Raw genomic sequence first — 15,960 nt, forward strand, 5'->3', positions numbered from 1 at the left:
TAAACAGACGGTCCATGTCCGAGCTCACGCTGCTGCTGATCCGGCTCGCCTTCCTCGCGGTGCTGTGGTTCTTCGTGATTGCCGCGGTCGGTGTGATCCGGACAGACTTGTTCGGATCCCGCACGGCCGCCGCCGTCCCCGCGCGCAAGGCCCCCAAGCCGGTGAAACCCACGGCCAAATCCAAGAAGGGGGAGCCACGGGAGATGGTCGTCACCGGTGGCCCCCTCCAAGGCACCACCATCACCCTCTCGGAGACGCCCATCACCATCGGCCGGGCGAACGACGCGACGCTGGTGGTCAGCGACGACTACGCCTCCAGCCGGCACGCCCGGCTCTTCCCCCAGGACGGTCAGTGGATCGTGGAAGATCTCGGCTCGACCAACGGCACGTATCTCGACCGCTCCAAAGTCACCCGTCCGACTCCGGTGCCGCTCGGTGTTCCGATCCGCATTGGTAAGACCGTCATCGAATTGCGCAAATGACCATCGCACTCCGTTACGCCGCCCGTTCTGACGTCGGCCTCCTCCGCGAAGGCAACGAGGACTCCGCCTACGCCAGCGGCCGCCTGCTCGCCGTCGCGGACGGCATGGGCGGCCACGCACACGGCGAGGTGGCCAGCTCGGTCGCCATCGCCGCGATGTCCTCGCTCGACGCGGACGCCCTGGGAGGTGACCTGCTCAGCGCCATCGAGGCCGCGGTACGCGACGCCAACCGCCAGCTGCACGAGATGGTGGGCCGCGATCCCAGCCTCAAGGGCATGGGCACCACCCTCACCGCCATGCTCTGGTCGGGGACGAGGGTCGCCCTGGTCCACGTCGGCGACTCACGGGCCTACCTGCTGCGCGCCGGCGAGCTCTACCAGATCACGCACGACCACACCCTCGTGCAGTCACTGGTGGACGACGGCCGGATCACCCAGGACGAGGCCGCCACCCACCCCCAGCGGTCGATCCTGCTGCGGGCGCTCGACGGCAGCGGCGAGGTCGACCCCGACCTGTCCCTGCGCGAGGCCCAGATCGGCGACCGCTACCTGCTCTGCTCCGACGGCCTGTCCGGGGTGGTGAGCGCCGAGACCCTGCACCACACGCTCTCCACGATCGAAGACCCGGACGGGGTGGTCCGCACCCTCATCGACCTGGCCAACCGGGGCGGTGGTCCCGACAACATCACCTGCGTCCTCGCCGACGTGCTGGAGGTGGACGAGACCCACGTGCCGCGCACCGACGCGGCCGTGGTCGGCGCCGCCGGTTCCAGCATGCCGCGGTCACAGCCGCCGGACACCCCGGCGGGCCGCGCCAGCGCGGTCACCATGCCGCAACCCGTCATCTCCGACGACGACGACTTCGACGAGCCGGTCGTCAGGGCCGCGGCCCGACCGGTCAAACGCCGCCGGCTGTGGCCTCTTCTGGTCGTGGCGGGCGGCGTCGTCGTCATCGGGGGCGGCTTAGGCTGGTATTTCGGCGGGCAGTGGCTGGAGGACCAGTACTTCGTGGGAGCCAAGGGCAACGAGATCGTGGTCTTCCAGGGCGTGAAGACCAACCTCGGCCCCTTCGAGCTCTTCGACGTCGCCCAGAGCACCGCGGAATCGATCACCACTCTCGGCGCGTTCCAGCAGGGTCAGGTCCGCGACGGCATCCCCGTTCCCACCGTCGAGGCGGGCCTGAAGAAGATCGAAGAGCTGAAGACGTCCGCGGCCGGATCCGAGGAGAAGGACGAACCGACCGCGTCCCCGAGCGCCTCCGCGTCCTCCGCGCCCGCCAGGGCTCCCGAACCCACAAGGTCACAGTAAAGACATGAGCACCCCTAGCGCCGAGCCGGTCCCGCTCCCCGCCAAACGGCGGGTGGCCCAGTTGGCGATGCTCGCGTTCGCGGTCGCCATCGTGATGCTGGCGTACGCCAACGTGGGGTTGGCCCTCGACAACCAGATCCCCTCCGGGATGGTCACCTACGGCCTCGGCCTGGGCGGCCTCATGCTCGCCGCCTACCTGGTGCTGGCGAAGTTCGCACCCTGGGCCGACCCGCTGATCCTGCCGCTGGTGACACTGGTCAACGGCATCGGGCTGGTGGTCATCTACCGCCTTGAGGCGTCCGGCATGAAGGGGGCCTCGGCCACCAACCAGCTGCTGTGGACCGCGGTCGGGGTCGTCATGTTCTCCGTGACGCTGATCGTGCTGCGCGACCATCGCGCGCTGCAGCGTCTGACCTACACCATGGGCGCGCTCGGCCTGGTCCTGCTGGTCTCGCCGCTGCTGCCGTTCCTCGGCCAGGAGATCAACGGCGCCCGCATCTGGATCGGCATCGCCGGTTTCACCCTCCAGCCCGCGGAGTTCACCAAGCTCGCCCTGGTCATCTTCTTCGCCGGTTACCTGGTCGCCAAGCGCGACGTGCTCGCCCTGGCCGGGCGGCGGCTGCTCTTCATCGACCTGCCCCGGGCCCGCGACCTGGGCCCGGTCCTGATCACCTGGGGTCTCAGCCTGGGCGTGCTGATCCTGCAGAAGGACCTCGGCTCCTCGCTGCTGATCTTCGGCACGTTCATCGCGATGCTCTACATCGCCACCCAGCGCACCTCGTGGGTGCTCATCGGCATCCTGCTCTTCGTCGGCGGCGCGGTCCTGGCGGGGCTGCTCTTCGACCACGTCGCGGCCCGCTTCGAGGTCTTCCTCGACCCGGAGAACCCGGAGCTGTACGACCGCGACTTCGGCGGAAGCTTCCAGCTCATGCAGGGCCTGTTCGGCATGGGGCAGGGCGGCGTGCTCGGCACTGGGCTCGGCCAGGGACATCCCGACCTGATCCCGCTGGCCTTCTCCGACTTCATCTTCACCGCCGCGGGCGAGGAGCTCGGCCTGACCGGGCTGATGGCCCTGCTGATGGTCTACGCCCTGCTGGTGGAGCGCGGCCTGCGCACCTCGATCGCGGCTCGCGAGCCGTTCTCCAAGCTGCTGGCGGGCGGCCTGTCGTTCATCCTCGCCTGGCAGGTCTTCATCATCGTGGGCGGCGTGACCAACCTGATCCCGCTGACCGGCCTGGTCACCCCGTTCATGTCCCAGGGCGGATCGGCGCTGCTGGCTAACTGGATCCTTATCGCGCTGCTGGTACGCATGTCGGATACGGCGAGGAAGCCTCCGCCCCAGGCCATCCAGGACGAAGGAATGACGCAGGTGTTCCAGCGATGAACGGTCCCCTCAAGCGCGCCGCCCTTGCCTGCCTGCTCATGTTCGGCCTACTTATGATCAATGTGAACTACCTGCAGGCCGTGCGGGCGGAGGAGCTGCGCGACGACTCGCGCAACACCCGCAACTTCTTCGCGCGGTACGAGGTCGAGCGCGGCCGGATCACCGCGGGCGACAAGGTCCTCGCCGAGTCGGTCGACACCGGCGACCAGGAGTTCCGCTTCCAGCGGCGCTACCCCGAGGGCAAGGTGTACGCGCCCATCACCGGGTTCTTCGCGCCCGAGAGCGAGCGCGACATCGAGCGGGCCGAGAACAGCCTCCTCGACGGGTCGAGCGCCGACCTGCTGATCCGGCGCAGCATCGACCTGTTCACCGCCAAGCAGACCAAGGGCGCCAACGTCGACCTGACGATCAACCCCCGGGCGCAGGAGGCGGCGTACAAGGCGCTGGGCGAGAGCGGCAAGAAGGGCGCGCTGGTCGCGATCGAGCCGAAGACCGGGGCGATCCTCGCCATGGTCTCGATCCCCACCTACGACCCCAACCCGCTGTCCAAGCCCAGCAAGGAAGACGTCAACGCGGCTTACAACAAGCTGGACGAGGACGAGGACCAGCCGCTGCTCAACCGGGCCATCGAGCGCACCTACCCGCCGGGCTCGACCTTCAAGGTGGTCACCACCGCCGCGTACCTGGAGAGCGACGACACCGTGGGCCCGGAGACACAGGTCGACGCCCCGCAGCGGCTCGACCTGCCCAACACCACCGCCGACCTGCCCAACTCCGGCGGCGCGGCGTGCGGCTCCGGACGGGTGACGCTGTCGTTCGCGCTGGAGAAGTCCTGCAACACCCCGTTCGGAAAGATCGCGATGGATCTGGGCTACGACGCGATGCGCGACCAGGCGCTCAAGTTCGGCATCGGCGGCGACCCGATCGAGATCCCGCTGCCGGTCGCGGGCAGCACCATCGGCCCCGAGGCGGACCAGGCGGCCCTCGCCAATGCCGCGATCGGCCAGCGCGACAACCAGATGACCCCGCTGCAGATGGCCATGATCGCAGCCGGTATCGCCAACAACGGCGTGGTCATGAAGCCGTACCTGGTGAACAAGATCGCGGATTCTGAGGGCGGCGAGGTCGACAGCGCCAACCCCGACGAGCTGGACACCGCGATGAGCGAGGACAGCGCGCGCAAGCTCCAGGAGATGATGGTCAACGTCGTCAACAAGGGCACCGCGAGCGCGGCGCAGATCCCGGGCGTGACGGTCGGCGGCAAGACCGGCACCGCCGAGACCGCCCAGGGCCGTGCCCCGCACGCGTGGTTCATCTCCTTCGCCCCCGCGGAGGACCCGAAGGTCGCCGTCGCGCTGATCGTCGAGTCCGGGAGCGCCGGCAGCGACGCCTCCGGTGGTCAGACCGCGGCCCCGATCGCCAAGAGCGTGATGGAAGCGGTGCTGGGTAGATGACCGCGTTGCTCGGGGGCCGGTACCGCCCGCTGGGGCGGATCGCGTCGGGCGGCATGGGTGAGGTGTGGCGGGCCAGGGACGAGCTCCTCGGCCGTGAGGTCGCCGTGAAGCTGCTGCGCCCGCACGTGGCGGAGGATCCGGCCTTTCGCGAGCGATTCCGCTCCGAGGCGCGCATCGCGGCCGGGCTGTCCGATCCGGGCATCGCGCAGGTCTTCGACTACGGCGAGGGCGGCGGCGTCGCCTACCTGGTGATGGAGCTGGTGCCCGGACAGTCCCTGGCCGGCATCCTGTCCCGCGACGGGGCACTGAGCCCCGAGATCACCCTCGACGTGGTCCGCCAGACCGCGATGGGCCTGCACGCCGCGCACCGCGCGGGGATCATCCACAGGGACATCAAGCCCGGGAACCTTCTGGTGACCGAGGCGGGCGTGATAAAGATCACAGACTTCGGCATCGCCAGGGCGCTGGAGGCCGTGCCGGTCACCCAGACGGGCATCCTGATGGGCACCGCGCAGTACGTCAGCCCCGAGCAGGCGTCCGGTGAGCCGCTCACGCCCGCCACCGACATCTACTCGCTCGGGGTGGTCGCCTACGAATGCCTGACCGGTCACGCGCCGTTCCGCGCCGAGACGCAGGTGGCGATCGCCCTCATGCACATCGGCGAGCCCCCGCCGCCGCTGCCGCCGAGCATCCCGCCGGCGGTCCGCGACCTGGTCATGGCGTGCCTGGCCAAGGACCCGCTGCGGCGCCCGGCCGGTGCCAGGGAGCTGTCGGAGCGGGCGGACATGCTGCTCGACGCGCTCACCGCCACCGGTGCCACCGGTCTCGGCCTGCTCACCGACCCCGCGGGCTGGCGCGCGGAGCCCGTGGGCGAGTGGCCCCAGGAGGTCACCTCCGCCCTCGCCGTCCCGCTCCGGCCCGAGGCGGGTCCGGGCGCGGGCCTGGGAGCGGGTTCGGGGGCGGGTTCGGGCTCCGGTCCCGGTCGCGGCGCGGGCCCCGGTGAGGGATCAGGAGCGGGCGCGACCCCGCCGGGCGCCACGCCGGTACGCCGCGGACGCCGCGGCCTGCGCAGGAAGACGGTGATCGTCGCCGCGGTCGCGGGGTGCGCCGCCGCGGTCGGGCTGGGCGCTCTCGCGACCCGCGAGCTGGCGAACCGGCCCGGTGACAGCGAGCCGGGAGAGCCGGTCGTACGGTCGAGCCCGGCCACCACGTCACCGACGGCCCGGCCGACGAAAAGCAAGCCCTCGACGAGCAGACCGCCGCTCTCGCCGACGAAGTCGGCCCGCCCCTCGGTCACGCCGTCGGCTACGGTAAGCACATCGGCCACGCCCACCGCAAGGCCGAGTACGTCGCCACCGCCCAGCCCCAGCCCGACGACTCCCACCCCGACACCCGCCACCCCGACGGTGACACCGAGCCCCACACCGAGCACGACTCCTGAACCAGGTGACACAGACCCGCCGAATGAGGAGACGTGATGCGGCAACGGGTCGATGATGGACACCGGTGGCCCAAGAGCTCACCGGCACCCAAGATGAACGGTAAGGGACAGTGCAGGAAATGACTCAGCCCCGACGCCTCGGCGATCGCTACGAGCTTGACGGCGTCGTCGGGCGTGGCGGCATGGCCGAGGTCTATCGCGCCCGAGACATCCGGCTGGATCGGATCGTCGCCATCAAGACCCTCCGCGCGGACCTGGCCAGGGACCACATCTTCCAGGCTCGCTTCCGCCGGGAGGCGCAGTCCGCCGCGTCACTGAACCACCCGTCCATCGTCGCGGTCTACGACACCGGCGAGGACGTCTCCGAGGGCGCGCCGGTGCCCTACATCGTGATGGAGTACGTCGACGGCCGCACGCTGCGCGACCTGCTCCGGGCCGACCGGCGGCTGCTGCCCGAGCGCGCCGCCGAGCTGGTCGACGGGATCCTGCGGGCGCTGGACTACAGCCACCGCGGCGGCATCGTGCACCGCGACATCAAGCCCGCGAACATCATGATCACTCGCAACGGTGACGTGAAGGTCATGGACTTCGGCATCGCCCGCGCGATGGCCGACTCGGCCGCGACCATGACGCAGACCGCCCAGGTGATCGGAACCGCCCAGTACCTCTCGCCGGAGCAGGCCAGGGGTGAGCGGGTCGACGCCCGCAGCGACCTCTACTCCACCGGCTGCGTGCTGTACGAACTTCTCACCGGGCAGCCGCCGTTCACCGGTGACTCCCCGGTCGCGATCGCCTACCAGCACGTGCGCGAGGAGCCGATCCCGCCGTCGCAGATCGACCCCGACATCCCCCAGTGGGCCGACGCCATCGTGCTCAAGGCGATGGCCAAGGACCCGGCGCACCGCTACCAGAGCGCCGGGGAGATGCGGGCCGACATCCAGCGGGCGATGTCCGGCATCCCGACGGACGCCCAGACGATGGCGCTGAGCGCGAACCACAACTACGCCCCGGCCACCCGGACGATGCAGGCTCCCGGGCCCGGTGGCCCGGCCACCCAGCGCACCACCGCGGTCCCGGCGTACCAGTACGGCGAGGAGGGCGGGGGGCGCGCCGGCGGGGGCGGCCGGCGCCGGCAGCAGAGCGGCGGGAACACCGCGGTCAAGACCGCGGCGTGGATCCTCATCCCGCTGCTTGTCATCGGAGCCTTCATCGGCGTCGGCTACATGTTCCTCAGCTCGCCGGGCACACCCACCGCCGCGAGCAAGGTGACGATCCCGCCGCTGGCCTCGCAGACCGAGGAGGCGGCGACCAAGGCGCTGACCGCCCTCGGCCTGAAGGTGAAGACGGCCCAGGAGTACAACGATGAGATCCCGAAGGGGTCGGTGATCGGGACCGACCCGGCGGCCGACACCGAGGTCGAGAAGAACGCCGAGGTGACGCTCACGGTCTCCAGGGGCATCGAGAAGGTCGAGGTGCCCGCCGTGCTCAACATGACCGCGGACGACGCCAGGAAGGCCCTTGAGGACGCCGGCTTCGAGGTCAGCCTGCAGACCAAGGCCTCCAGCCGCAAGCAGGGCATCGTCTTCGAGAGCGTGCCCGAGGCGGGCAAGAAGGCCAACAAGGGCAGCACCGTCCGGATCTACGTCCCCAAGGAGGCGGTGGAGGTCCCGGGCGTGGCGAACCTCACGGTCGAGGACGCCACGAAGGCGCTCAAGGAGGCGGGATTCAGGGTGAAGACCTCCGAGCAGCCGAGTGACCTGCCCAAGGGCACCGTGCTGAGCCAGTCTCCCGAGGCGGGCGGCAAGTATCCCCCGTTGACGACGATCACGCTGATCGTGTCGAGCGGGGCACCGCCCGAGCCGACCGAGCAGCCGACCTTCCCCGAGGAGCAGCCGACCGTTCCCGAGGAGCAGCCGGAGGAGACCTTCCCCACCCAGCCCGACGACGGCACGATCTTCGACGAGTCGCCGCAGGACGGGACCTGACCTTCGACGAGACACCGCCTGACCTGAACACCTGACGAGAGGCCCCCGCGACCGCGCGGGGGCCTTCCTCGTTTCCCGCCGCTCACGGATCTGGAAGACGGGGAGGCCCCGGAAACGGGGAAGAGTCCTTCCGCCACTCGGGGGCGATGGCGGAAGGACTCTCACTGGTCAATCGCCCAGGACGGGTCCCGCGTTACAACAATCTTTCGAGCCAGTTTCCGAGCAGCCGATGACCGTGTTCCGAGATCACCGATTCGGGGTGGAACTGCACGCCCTCGACGGGAGCGCCGCGGTGGCGCAAGCCCATGATCACACCGTCCTCGGTGGTCGCGGTGACCTGGAGGATCTCGGGAACCGTTCCGGGCAGGACCGCCAGCGAGTGGTAGCGCGTCATGGTCACCGGCGACGGCAGGCCGGCGAAGACGCCCTGCCCGTCGTGCTCGATCGCGCTGGTGCGGCCGTGCACCAGCTCGGGTGCCCGCCCCACGGTCGCCCCGTGGGCGATGGCGATGGCCTGGTGCCCCAGGCAGACGCCGAGCAGCGGGATGCCGTGGGCCTCGCAGTGGCCGACGAGCGGGACGCTCACCCCCGCGTCCTCCGGGGTGCCGGGGCCGGGGCTGATCAGGACCCCGTCGAAGCCACGGGTGTCCTCGACCGCGACCCGGTCGCGCGGGCGCACGTCACAGGTGGCGCCGAGCTCGCGGAGATACTGGACGATGGTGTGGACGAAACTGTCGTGGTTGTCGACGACGAGGACGCGGCTCATCGGCCCACGACGGCCGGGTCGAGGGAGATGCGGGGTTCGATCCAGGGGAACACGACATACCAGAGTACGGCCGCGACCAGCCCGGCCAGCACCAGGGCGGTGAACGCCCTGGTCACGAGGTTTCCGGGAAGCATCCGCCAGATCCAGCCGTACATGGGACCCACCTTCCTGCCGATCCTGTCATTCGAGCCGTACGGGGTGTCTCTCACGCCCTTCCAGCTCACCGGAGACGATGAGCCGCTGGGCGGCCGAGTACTCCGGATGGCAGGTGGACAGGGTGATCAGCGCTCTGGTCGGCTCGCGGTCCGGCCGGTCGGGGACCGGGGCGACCACGCCGATCTCGGCGGGGTCGACGACGCGCTGACCGGTGACGCGGTAGGTGTAGCGGACCCTGCGGGTGTCGACGAGGATGTGATCGCCCTGGCCGAGCTCGTCGATGCGGTTGAAGGGCGCGGCGTAGGTGGTCCGATGGCCCGAAAGCACGAAATTACCGATTTTTCCTGGCATGGCGGTTCCGGGGTAGTGCCCCGGGCCCATCCGCAGCCGATCCTGGTCGACACCCTCCACGATGGCGTACCGGTAGTCGTCACCGAGCCTGGGTATCGTCAGCATCGCCACCGCACCGCCCAGCCGGACCGGCCCGCCGTGCCGATATCCGGCCTCTCCGCCCGGCGGGATCTCCCGCAGAAGTTCTCTCCGCAGCAGCACCTGCTGATCGGCGGTGTAGGAGCCGGTGCCCCACAGCAGATAGGCGCAGAAGAGAAGGACGACCAGCCCCGTGGTGACGCTCAGGTCTCCCAGAACCCTCAGCGCTGCTCTCATGGGGGCAGGGTAGTGACGAAAAAGGCTTTAGCGGCGGGCCGGAACACCGGCCCGGCATAACATTTGCCACAGGATGGTGCCCCGCGGAATCGCCATGGTCCACCTGCGCGGACTATCCTTACACGGGACTTCACCCACTAGCGACTACGCTAATCGATACGGCCTGCGCACGATCCAGATCGCGCAGGGTTGACGCAGGAGAAGAACCCCAGTGCCCAAGCCCAAGACTCGCAAGAAGCCGGTCTACACCCCGCCGCAGACGACACAGCAGGTCAAGATCAGCCCGCGCTGGCTGGCGCCGGTCATGGTGACCTGCTGGATCGTCGGCATCCTGTGGATCGCCGTCTACTACGTGGCGCCCAACGCGCCCCTTCTCGGCGACCTCCAGAACTGGAACCTGCTGGTCGGGTTCGCGTTCATCATCCTCGGGGTGGTCCTGTCCACCCGGTGGCGCTAGCTTTTCCACAGGCGCTGTCCACACCCTGGGGAAGCATCAGGGTGTGGATCAACCGAAGATCCCGAGTTCGGCCTGGACGGCGAACGGCGGCAGCCCCAGCACGAGCGCGACCAGGACGACCAGCACCGCCGCGCAGCCTCCCCACTGGATTGCGCTGCGGTTCCTGGCGGGAGCGAAGGCGAAGATCGCGGCGACCAGGGTGCCGGTGATCAGGCCACCGAGGTGTCCCTGCCAGCTGATGCCGGGGACCACAAAGGTGATCAGGGCGTTGGCACCGATCAGCCAGAGGACGCCCTGGGCGTTGTAGCCGAGCTTCTTGGCGAGCACGAACAGGGCGCCGAACATGCCGTAGATCGAGCCCGAGGCGCCGACCGCGGCGATGCCGAACAGGTAGATCGCGACGGACCCGCCGAGCGCGGCGAGAAGATACAGCGCCAGGAACCTGGCCGACCCGAGGCGCCGCTCCAGCTCGGGGCCGATGGCGTAGAGCGCCCACATGTTGAACACGATGTGGGTCAGCGCCCAGCTGGAACCACCCAGCGGCTGGTGGAGGAAGGCGCCGGTGATGAGGCGCCACCACTCGCCGTGATAGCCGACCTCGTAGGCGTTCATCGTGAAGTTGGCGAGCACCCAGTTGGTGCTCACGGTCTCGGCGGCGTACGCCAGGATGTTGACGATCAGTAGCGCCCAGGTGACGCGGGGCGTGGTGACCGCCCGGCCGCCGAACACCGACCGCGCCTGCCGCATGCCCATGTTGCCCTCGGCCACGCACTCGGGGCACTGGAAGCCCACCGAGGCGTCGCGCATGCAGTCGGGGCAGATGGGGCGGTCGCAGCGCTGGCAGCGGACGTAGGTCTCACGTCCCGGATGCCGGTAACAGGTGGGGACAACGGTGTCGGGCTCGTTGGACGGCTGGGTGGTCATGTGTGTGGCTGGCCCCTTCGAGCGTGCTGTTATCCCACAGACTGCCAGCCTATTCACGATCCCGAGCACCCGTACACCCGCGAATGGCGGTCGCGCCCCCCGGACGGGGCGAGCCCAGGGCGTCCTCTGGCTGATCGGGACCGGAGAGGAGCCGGGGCCGGGGTGGAGGAGCGAGGCGGGGGCGGGAAGGCGCGGGGACGCGAACGGCGGCCTCCGGGGAGGCCGCCGGGCGAGAGATCAGCTCTGGACGCGCTCGATGGTCACCGACTCCAGGACCACGGGCTCCGTGGGACGGTCACGGGCGTCGGTGTCGGTCTTGGCGATGGCGTCGATGACATCCTGGCCCTCGATCACCTCGCCGAAGATGGTGTGCTTGCCGTTCAGGTGCGGCGTGGGCACCACCGTGACGAAGAACTGCGAGCCGTTGGTGCCGCGGCCGAACTGGACACCGGCGTTGGCCATGGCGAGCAGGTACGGGCGATTGAAGTAGAGGTCCGGGTGGATCTCGTCGTCGAACTTGTAGCCGGGGCCGCCGACGCCCTGACCCAGCGGGTCGCCACCCTGGATCATGAATCCCGAGATGACCCGGTGGAAGATCGTGCCGTCGTACAGCTTGGCGTTGGACTTCTGGCCGGTCTCCGGGTGCACCCACTCGCGGGTGCCCTCGGCGAGCTCGACGAAGTTTCTCACGGTCTTGGGCGCGTGATCCGGGAAGAGCTGGATCTTCACGCTACCGCGGTTGGTGTTGAGGTTCGCGATCAACTTCTCAGCCATGATCGGACTGCCCCCTTCAAGGTCGTAGGCAATACCTGTGCAACGTATTGCTTTTATGGCGCTTTGACGATTTCGGCCGTGGCCGCATCCCCAAGCATCCTCCCATGGGCCGTCATGATTGAGCCGCCATCGAGCGGGAAGGGGTGGCGACGGGGCCCCAACGAATGGGGAGGTTGTTGTGCCTCTAGCACTGTTTGGAAAGCGCCACATCAAGATCGTGGCTCCGGAAAGGCGGCTGCGCCACGTGAAGGCTCAGGCCGTCCGAGCCGCGGATCGGGTCGGCCCAATGGCCAGCCATGCCCGTGACGCGGCCAGTCATCACGCACATGACGTAGCCGTCCAGGCTCGCGACGTGGCCGGTCACGCCCGCGAGATGGCCGGTCAGGCCCGTGAAGTGGCCGGTCAGGCTCGCGACGTGGCCAGTGAGAAGATCATCGTGGCACGTGGGTGGGCGGCACCGAGGCTCGACGCCGCCGCGCACTCGATCGAGGAGCAGCTCGCGCCGAAACTCAGCGCCGCGCTCTCCCAGGCCGCCGCGAGGATCGATCCCACTCCCGCGAAGTCCAGGAAAACGCCGATGCTCCTGCTGTTCGCGGGCGTCGCGATCGCGGCGGCGGGCTACGTCCTGTACCGCAGGAACGCCGACCAGTGGACGGACACGCTGAAAGAGAGCGCCTCCGACGCGTCCCAGTGGGTTGGCCAGAAGACGGAGGCGGCGGCCGGGAAGGTCTCCGGCGCGGCGGACGACGTCGCGACGAAGACCGGCGAGCTCGGCGCCAAGGCCGACGCCAGGGCGGAGCACACGTCGCACACGTCCAAGGGGCAGCCCTAGGAGCCGGGTGCGCCGCCGGGTGAAGTGGGTTCCGATCGGCCGAACGAACGTCGAACGGACACGACGTACGACACCGGCCGTACGGCACCGGCACGGAAGTACGGCCCGCACCGCGAAGGTGCGGGCCGTACTTCCGTGCGGCGGCACATCGGCCGATGGCCGCGCTTCCCCGCCCGGGTTTCCCGGATCGCTCCCGAGGCCGTGCTGCGAACCGGCCAGGGTCATTCCCGCACGGATGCCCCGGCCGGTTCGCAGGTCTTTCCGGGGGCGCCCCCGCTCTCAGGGGCGCGCCCGCGATGTCACTCCCCCTCGGCGTTCTTCGCGCAGGTGACGGTGGGCGCGCCGCCTTCGGAGGACTTGCCCGCGACCCTGACCTCGGTGACCGAGGCCCCCTCGGGAGCGGGCACGGCCAGGGAGAGCGTGGCCGCGTCCGATGGCTTCCCGGCCTCCACGGGAGCGGGTGCTGTCATGATCTTGATGTCCTTGGGCGGGGCGGGCGGCTCCGCGCCCGGCCGCACCGCCTTCAGGTCCTCGGTGATCATGACGCGGCCGGGCTCGGCCTTCTTGAACTCCCCCTTGACCTCGCCCTTGACCTCACCGCCCTGTCCGGGCTTCCTGAGCTCACCGTCCTGCCCGAGCGGCAGGGCGGGAACGGCGGGCACCGCGGGAGCGACCCCGGACTCCTTCATCTCCTTGAGCTCGGCCTCGGTGAGCGAGCGCGTCACCAGGGTCACCTGGCCGCCGCCCTCGCAGGCGATGAGCACGACGCCGTTTCCGGGAGTGAGGGTGGGGACGGGAGCGGGAGTGGGTGTGGCGGCGCTGGCGGCTCCGGTCAGCGTGGCCATCAGAGCCCCCGCGGTCACCACGGCGACGGCGAGCGTGCGAATACGCATGTGTTCTCCTTGTCGGACGAATCGGTGAACGGATCGGCAAGCGGACCGGTAAGCGGACCGGCAGGTGGTTTCGCGGATCACAGGTTCCCGCCCGTTGCCTGAACCCAGGCTGAAGACACCGGAAATCGTCTTCAGGTTGGCTTTAGGCGCGGTACGGCACGCTGGACGGCATGCGCGTGCTGCTGGTTGAGGACGAGAAGCGCCTGGCCCATCTCCTGAAGGAGGGACTGGCGGGCGAGGGATTCGCCGTCGACGTCGCCTACGACGGGCGCGACGGGCTGTGGATGGCGACCGAGAACCCGTACGACGTGATCGTGCTCGACGTCATGCTGCCCCGGATGAACGGCTACACCGTCTGCGCCAAGCTCCGCGACGCGGAGAACTGGACGCCGATCCTGATGCTGACCGCCAAGGACGGGGTGCACGACGAGGCCGAGGCCCTGGACACGGGCGCGGACGACTTCCTGTCCAAACCGTTCTCCTACGTGGTGTTGCTCGCCCGGCTGCGCGCGCTGGTACGCAGGGGCGGCGGGGCGAGGCCGGTGTCCATCGTGGTCGGTGACCTGACCGTCGATCCGGCGGGGCTCCGCTGCCGCCGGGGCGATGTGGAGATCTCCCTCACGCCCAAGGAGTTCGCGGTCCTGCACGGCCTGGCGCGCAGGCAGGGCGAGGTGGTCTCCAAGAGCGAGTTGCTGGCCCAGGCGTGGGACTTCTCCTACGACGGCGACCCGAACATCATCGAGGTCTACGTCAGCGCGCTGCGCCGCAAGATCGACTCTCCGTTCGGCCGCTCGTCACTGGTGACCGTGCGCGGCGCCGGCTACCGGTTGGAGGCCTGAGATGGCGTCACGCCTGTCCGTACGGCTCCGGGCGACCCTCGCGGCCACCGCCATCGTCGCGGTCGCGCTGGGGGTGGCGTCGGCGGTGCTCGTCGGCGTGCTGACGGGAAGCCTGACCCGGAGCGCCTCCGACGAGGCCGCCCGCCGCGCCGGCGCGACCGCCGACGTGCTCGCCGGCGGCGGGATGATGCTCGACATTCAGGCGTTGGACGCCACACCGGCCGCCGTCCCGGAGCACGCCACGGCGACGATCGGTGCTCCGCCGGTCAACGTGGTGACCGTCACCGGGCCGCGGGACAAGACCGCCCAGCTCTCGGAGCCGGCCCTCCTCGACCCCGACATCAAGATCTTCACGCGTCCCGTGTGGACGGCGCCCCTCGGCCCGGCGTACAGCGGGAGGGCAGTGGCGTTGCCCACGACGGTGGCCATGAAAGGCGTGGCGGGCAAGGCGGTGGTCCAGTCGGCCGAGACGGCACGATGGGCGCCGGACGACTCCTTCGCCCTGGCCACGATGCCCGTGAACACCGCGAACGGCACGCTGTTCGTGCAGGCCAGGGCTTCGCTGGAGCCCACGGGGGAAGCCCTGAAGTCCCTGCACGGCCTGCTGCTTCCCGGTATTCCCGCGCTGCTCCTGCTGGTCGCCGCCCTGACCTGGCTCGCCGTCGGCCGGGCGCTGGCACCGGTCTCGGCCATCCGCGCCGAGATGGCCGACATCACCGCCAGCGACCTGCACCGGCGGGTCCCCGTACCGAGGTCGCGCGACGAGATCGCCCGCCTCGCCGAGACCATGAACCGCACGCTCGACCGCCTGGAACTCGCCGTCAGCCGGCACAAGCGCTTCGTCGCCGACGCGGCCCACGAGCTTCGCAGCCCGCTGGCCATCCTGCGGACCCGCCTGGAGCTGGCCCAGCCGGGGCCGCTCGCGGCCGAGGCGCTGACCGACGTGGAGCGGATCCAGGCGCTCACCTCCGACCTCCTCCTGCTCGCCCGCCTCGACGCCGGTGAGCCCGGCTGTCACGAGGAGGTGGACCTCGGTCAGGTGACCGCCGAGGAGGCGGCCAGGTCGCGTCCCAGACCGGAGATCAGGGTCACGCTGGAGGTGGCGGCCGACACCGTGGTCCTCGGCTCCGCCGGGCAGTTGCGCCGCCTGGTGGCCAACCTGGTCGACAACGCCGTACGTCACGCGAGTTCCGCGGTCACCGTCCGGCTGGCCGCCGAGGGCGGCGAGGCGGTGCTCGACGTGCGCGACGACGGGCCGGGCATTCCCGCCGAGCACCACGAGGCGGTCTTCGACCGCTTCACCCGGCTGGACGAGGCCAGAGACAGGGACGCGGGCGGTGCGGGTCTCGGGCTGGCCATCGCCAGGGACATCGCGGTACGGCACGGTGGTGGCCTGCGGGTCGCGGGGAAGGATCGCGAAGCCTGGCTACAGGCCCGTTTTCCTGTGATGTGAACCCACACACGTTATCTGTCACTCCCAGGAGGCCCGCCATGCCCGCCCAGGGTGCTCTCGTGGCGGGTGTCTCGTACGGGCCCGAGCGGCTCGCGCGGGCCGCTCCCGTGGCGGGTGCCACGCGAACGGCCCGCGGGTGAAGCGGGG

16 protein-coding genes are annotated in these 15,960 nt (G+C 69.9%); 10 read left to right on the forward strand and 6 right to left on the reverse strand.

The features are described 5' to 3' along the window. The first annotated feature begins 14 nt into the window (after positions 1 to 14). From ABD817_RS04500 to pknB, 6 genes are all read left to right on the forward strand, one after another. Positions 15 to 482, forward strand: coding sequence for an FHA domain-containing protein FhaB/FipA (locus tag ABD817_RS04500; protein WP_344915224.1), 468 nt, complete (start codon positions 15 to 17; stop codon positions 480 to 482). Beyond that, entirely contained in the window at positions 479 to 1,789 is a 1,311-nt protein-coding gene (locus ABD817_RS04505) for a PP2C family protein-serine/threonine phosphatase (RefSeq protein ID WP_344915226.1), read from the forward strand. Before ABD817_RS04500 ends, ABD817_RS04505 begins: the two co-directional genes overlap by 4 nt. A 4-nt stretch (positions 1,790 to 1,793) precedes the next feature. Then, on the forward strand, positions 1,794 to 3,173 hold the full coding sequence (locus ABD817_RS04510) for an FtsW/RodA/SpoVE family cell cycle protein (protein WP_344915228.1): 1,380 nt from the start codon (positions 1,794 to 1,796) through the stop codon (positions 3,171 to 3,173). Then, a complete protein-coding gene (locus tag ABD817_RS04515) occupies positions 3,170 to 4,627 on the forward strand; it encodes a peptidoglycan D,D-transpeptidase FtsI family protein (protein ID WP_344915230.1) in 1,458 nt (485 codons plus the stop codon). The genes ABD817_RS04510 and ABD817_RS04515 overlap by 4 nt, the downstream gene beginning before the upstream one ends. Further along, complete coding sequence (locus ABD817_RS04520) at positions 4,624 to 6,105, forward strand: serine/threonine-protein kinase (protein ID WP_344915232.1); 1,482 nt, start codon at positions 4,624 to 4,626, stop codon at positions 6,103 to 6,105. Before ABD817_RS04515 ends, ABD817_RS04520 begins: the two co-directional genes overlap by 4 nt. Positions 6,106 to 6,187: 82 nt before the next feature. Continuing rightward, entirely contained in the window at positions 6,188 to 8,053 is a 1,866-nt protein-coding gene (gene pknB / locus ABD817_RS04525; protein ID WP_344915234.1) for a Stk1 family PASTA domain-containing Ser/Thr kinase, read from the forward strand. Between the two features lie 193 nt (positions 8,054 to 8,246). Here pknB and ABD817_RS04530 read toward each other — a convergent pair whose 3' ends face one another. From ABD817_RS04530 to ABD817_RS04540, 3 genes are read right to left on the reverse strand one after another with little or no spacing between them, the layout of a single operon-like run. Continuing rightward, the gene (locus ABD817_RS04530) at positions 8,247 to 8,819 is read right to left on the reverse strand and encodes an anthranilate synthase component II (RefSeq protein WP_344915236.1); all 573 of its coding nucleotides are present in this window, start codon (positions 8,817 to 8,819) and stop codon (positions 8,247 to 8,249) included. Next, a complete protein-coding gene (locus tag ABD817_RS04535) occupies positions 8,816 to 8,974 on the reverse strand; it encodes a hypothetical protein (RefSeq protein ID WP_344915238.1) in 159 nt (52 codons plus the stop codon). Before ABD817_RS04535 ends, ABD817_RS04530 begins: the two co-directional genes overlap by 4 nt. Before the next feature lie 25 nt (positions 8,975 to 8,999). Further along, positions 9,000 to 9,641 carry a class E sortase gene (locus tag ABD817_RS04540; protein ID WP_344915240.1) on the reverse strand — a complete coding sequence of 214 codons (642 nt, stop codon included), beginning with the start codon at positions 9,639 to 9,641 and terminating at the stop codon, positions 9,000 to 9,002. A 211-nt stretch (positions 9,642 to 9,852) separates the two neighbouring features. On the opposite strand from ABD817_RS04540, the gene ABD817_RS04545 reads away from it, so the two are divergent. Further along, the gene (locus tag ABD817_RS04545) at positions 9,853 to 10,098 is read left to right on the forward strand and encodes a cell division protein CrgA (RefSeq protein WP_344915242.1); all 246 of its coding nucleotides are present in this window, start codon (positions 9,853 to 9,855) and stop codon (positions 10,096 to 10,098) included. A 48-nt stretch (positions 10,099 to 10,146) separates the two neighbouring features. Here the strand turns inward: ABD817_RS04545 and ABD817_RS04550 are convergent, their stop codons facing one another. Both ABD817_RS04550 and ABD817_RS04555 read right to left on the reverse strand, forming a co-directional pair. Further along, a complete protein-coding gene (locus ABD817_RS04550) occupies positions 10,147 to 11,022 on the reverse strand; it encodes a rhomboid family intramembrane serine protease (RefSeq protein ID WP_344915245.1) in 876 nt (291 codons plus the stop codon). A gap of 237 nt (positions 11,023 to 11,259) precedes the next feature. Beyond that, positions 11,260 to 11,796 carry a peptidylprolyl isomerase gene (locus ABD817_RS04555; RefSeq protein WP_344915247.1) on the reverse strand — a complete coding sequence of 179 codons (537 nt, stop codon included), beginning with the start codon at positions 11,794 to 11,796 and terminating at the stop codon, positions 11,260 to 11,262. 352 nt (positions 11,797 to 12,148) lie between these two features. On the opposite strand from ABD817_RS04555, the gene ABD817_RS04560 reads away from it, so the two are divergent. Beyond that, positions 12,149 to 12,628, forward strand: coding sequence for a hypothetical protein (locus ABD817_RS04560; protein WP_344915249.1), 480 nt, complete (start codon positions 12,149 to 12,151; stop codon positions 12,626 to 12,628). Between the two features lie 299 nt (positions 12,629 to 12,927). Here ABD817_RS04560 and ABD817_RS04565 read toward each other — a convergent pair whose 3' ends face one another. Further along, positions 12,928 to 13,521 (reverse strand): hypothetical protein, encoded by a 594-nt coding sequence (locus ABD817_RS04565; RefSeq protein ID WP_344915251.1) that lies wholly within the window; start codon positions 13,519 to 13,521, stop codon positions 12,928 to 12,930. Between the two features lie 170 nt (positions 13,522 to 13,691). On the opposite strand from ABD817_RS04565, the gene ABD817_RS04570 reads away from it, so the two are divergent. Then, on the forward strand, positions 13,692 to 14,360 hold the full coding sequence (locus ABD817_RS04570) for a response regulator transcription factor (RefSeq protein WP_344915253.1): 669 nt from the start codon (positions 13,692 to 13,694) through the stop codon (positions 14,358 to 14,360). Position 14,361: 1 nt separating this feature from the next. After that, a complete protein-coding gene (locus tag ABD817_RS04575) occupies positions 14,362 to 15,813 on the forward strand; it encodes a sensor histidine kinase (RefSeq protein ID WP_344915255.1) in 1,452 nt (483 codons plus the stop codon). Positions 15,814 to 15,960: the final 147 nt, after the last annotated feature.

Origin of the sequence: Streptosporangium oxazolinicum, from assembly GCF_039537505.1 — a bacterium.
Classification (GTDB): Bacteria; Actinomycetota; Actinomycetes; order Streptosporangiales; family Streptosporangiaceae; genus Streptosporangium; species Streptosporangium oxazolinicum.

Bases quoted from the DNA above. Each gene is read 5' to 3' on its own strand.
- ABD817_RS04500 (WP_344915224.1), top strand. From the start codon at position 15: ATGTCCGAGCTCACGCTGCTGCTGATCCGGCTCGCCTTCCTCGCGGTG.
- ABD817_RS04505 (WP_344915226.1), top strand. From the start codon at position 479: ATGACCATCGCACTCCGTTACGCCGCCCGTTCTGACGTCGGCCTCCTC.
- ABD817_RS04510 (WP_344915228.1), top strand. From the start codon at position 1,794: ATGAGCACCCCTAGCGCCGAGCCGGTCCCGCTCCCCGCCAAACGGCGG.
- ABD817_RS04515 (WP_344915230.1), top strand. From the start codon at position 3,170: ATGAACGGTCCCCTCAAGCGCGCCGCCCTTGCCTGCCTGCTCATGTTC.
- ABD817_RS04520 (WP_344915232.1), top strand. From the start codon at position 4,624: ATGACCGCGTTGCTCGGGGGCCGGTACCGCCCGCTGGGGCGGATCGCG.
- pknB (WP_344915234.1), top strand. From the start codon at position 6,188: ATGACTCAGCCCCGACGCCTCGGCGATCGCTACGAGCTTGACGGCGTC.
- ABD817_RS04530 (WP_344915236.1), bottom strand. From the start codon at position 8,819: ATGAGCCGCGTCCTCGTCGTCGACAACCACGACAGTTTCGTCCACACC.
- ABD817_RS04535 (WP_344915238.1), bottom strand. From the start codon at position 8,974: ATGTACGGCTGGATCTGGCGGATGCTTCCCGGAAACCTCGTGACCAGG.
- ABD817_RS04540 (WP_344915240.1), bottom strand. From the start codon at position 9,641: ATGAGAGCAGCGCTGAGGGTTCTGGGAGACCTGAGCGTCACCACGGGG.
- ABD817_RS04550 (WP_344915245.1), bottom strand. From the start codon at position 11,022: ATGACCACCCAGCCGTCCAACGAGCCCGACACCGTTGTCCCCACCTGT.
- ABD817_RS04555 (WP_344915247.1), bottom strand. From the start codon at position 11,796: ATGGCTGAGAAGTTGATCGCGAACCTCAACACCAACCGCGGTAGCGTG.
- ABD817_RS04565 (WP_344915251.1), bottom strand. From the start codon at position 13,521: ATGCGTATTCGCACGCTCGCCGTCGCCGTGGTGACCGCGGGGGCTCTG.
- ABD817_RS04570 (WP_344915253.1), top strand. From the start codon at position 13,692: ATGCGCGTGCTGCTGGTTGAGGACGAGAAGCGCCTGGCCCATCTCCTG.
- ABD817_RS04575 (WP_344915255.1), top strand. From the start codon at position 14,362: ATGGCGTCACGCCTGTCCGTACGGCTCCGGGCGACCCTCGCGGCCACC.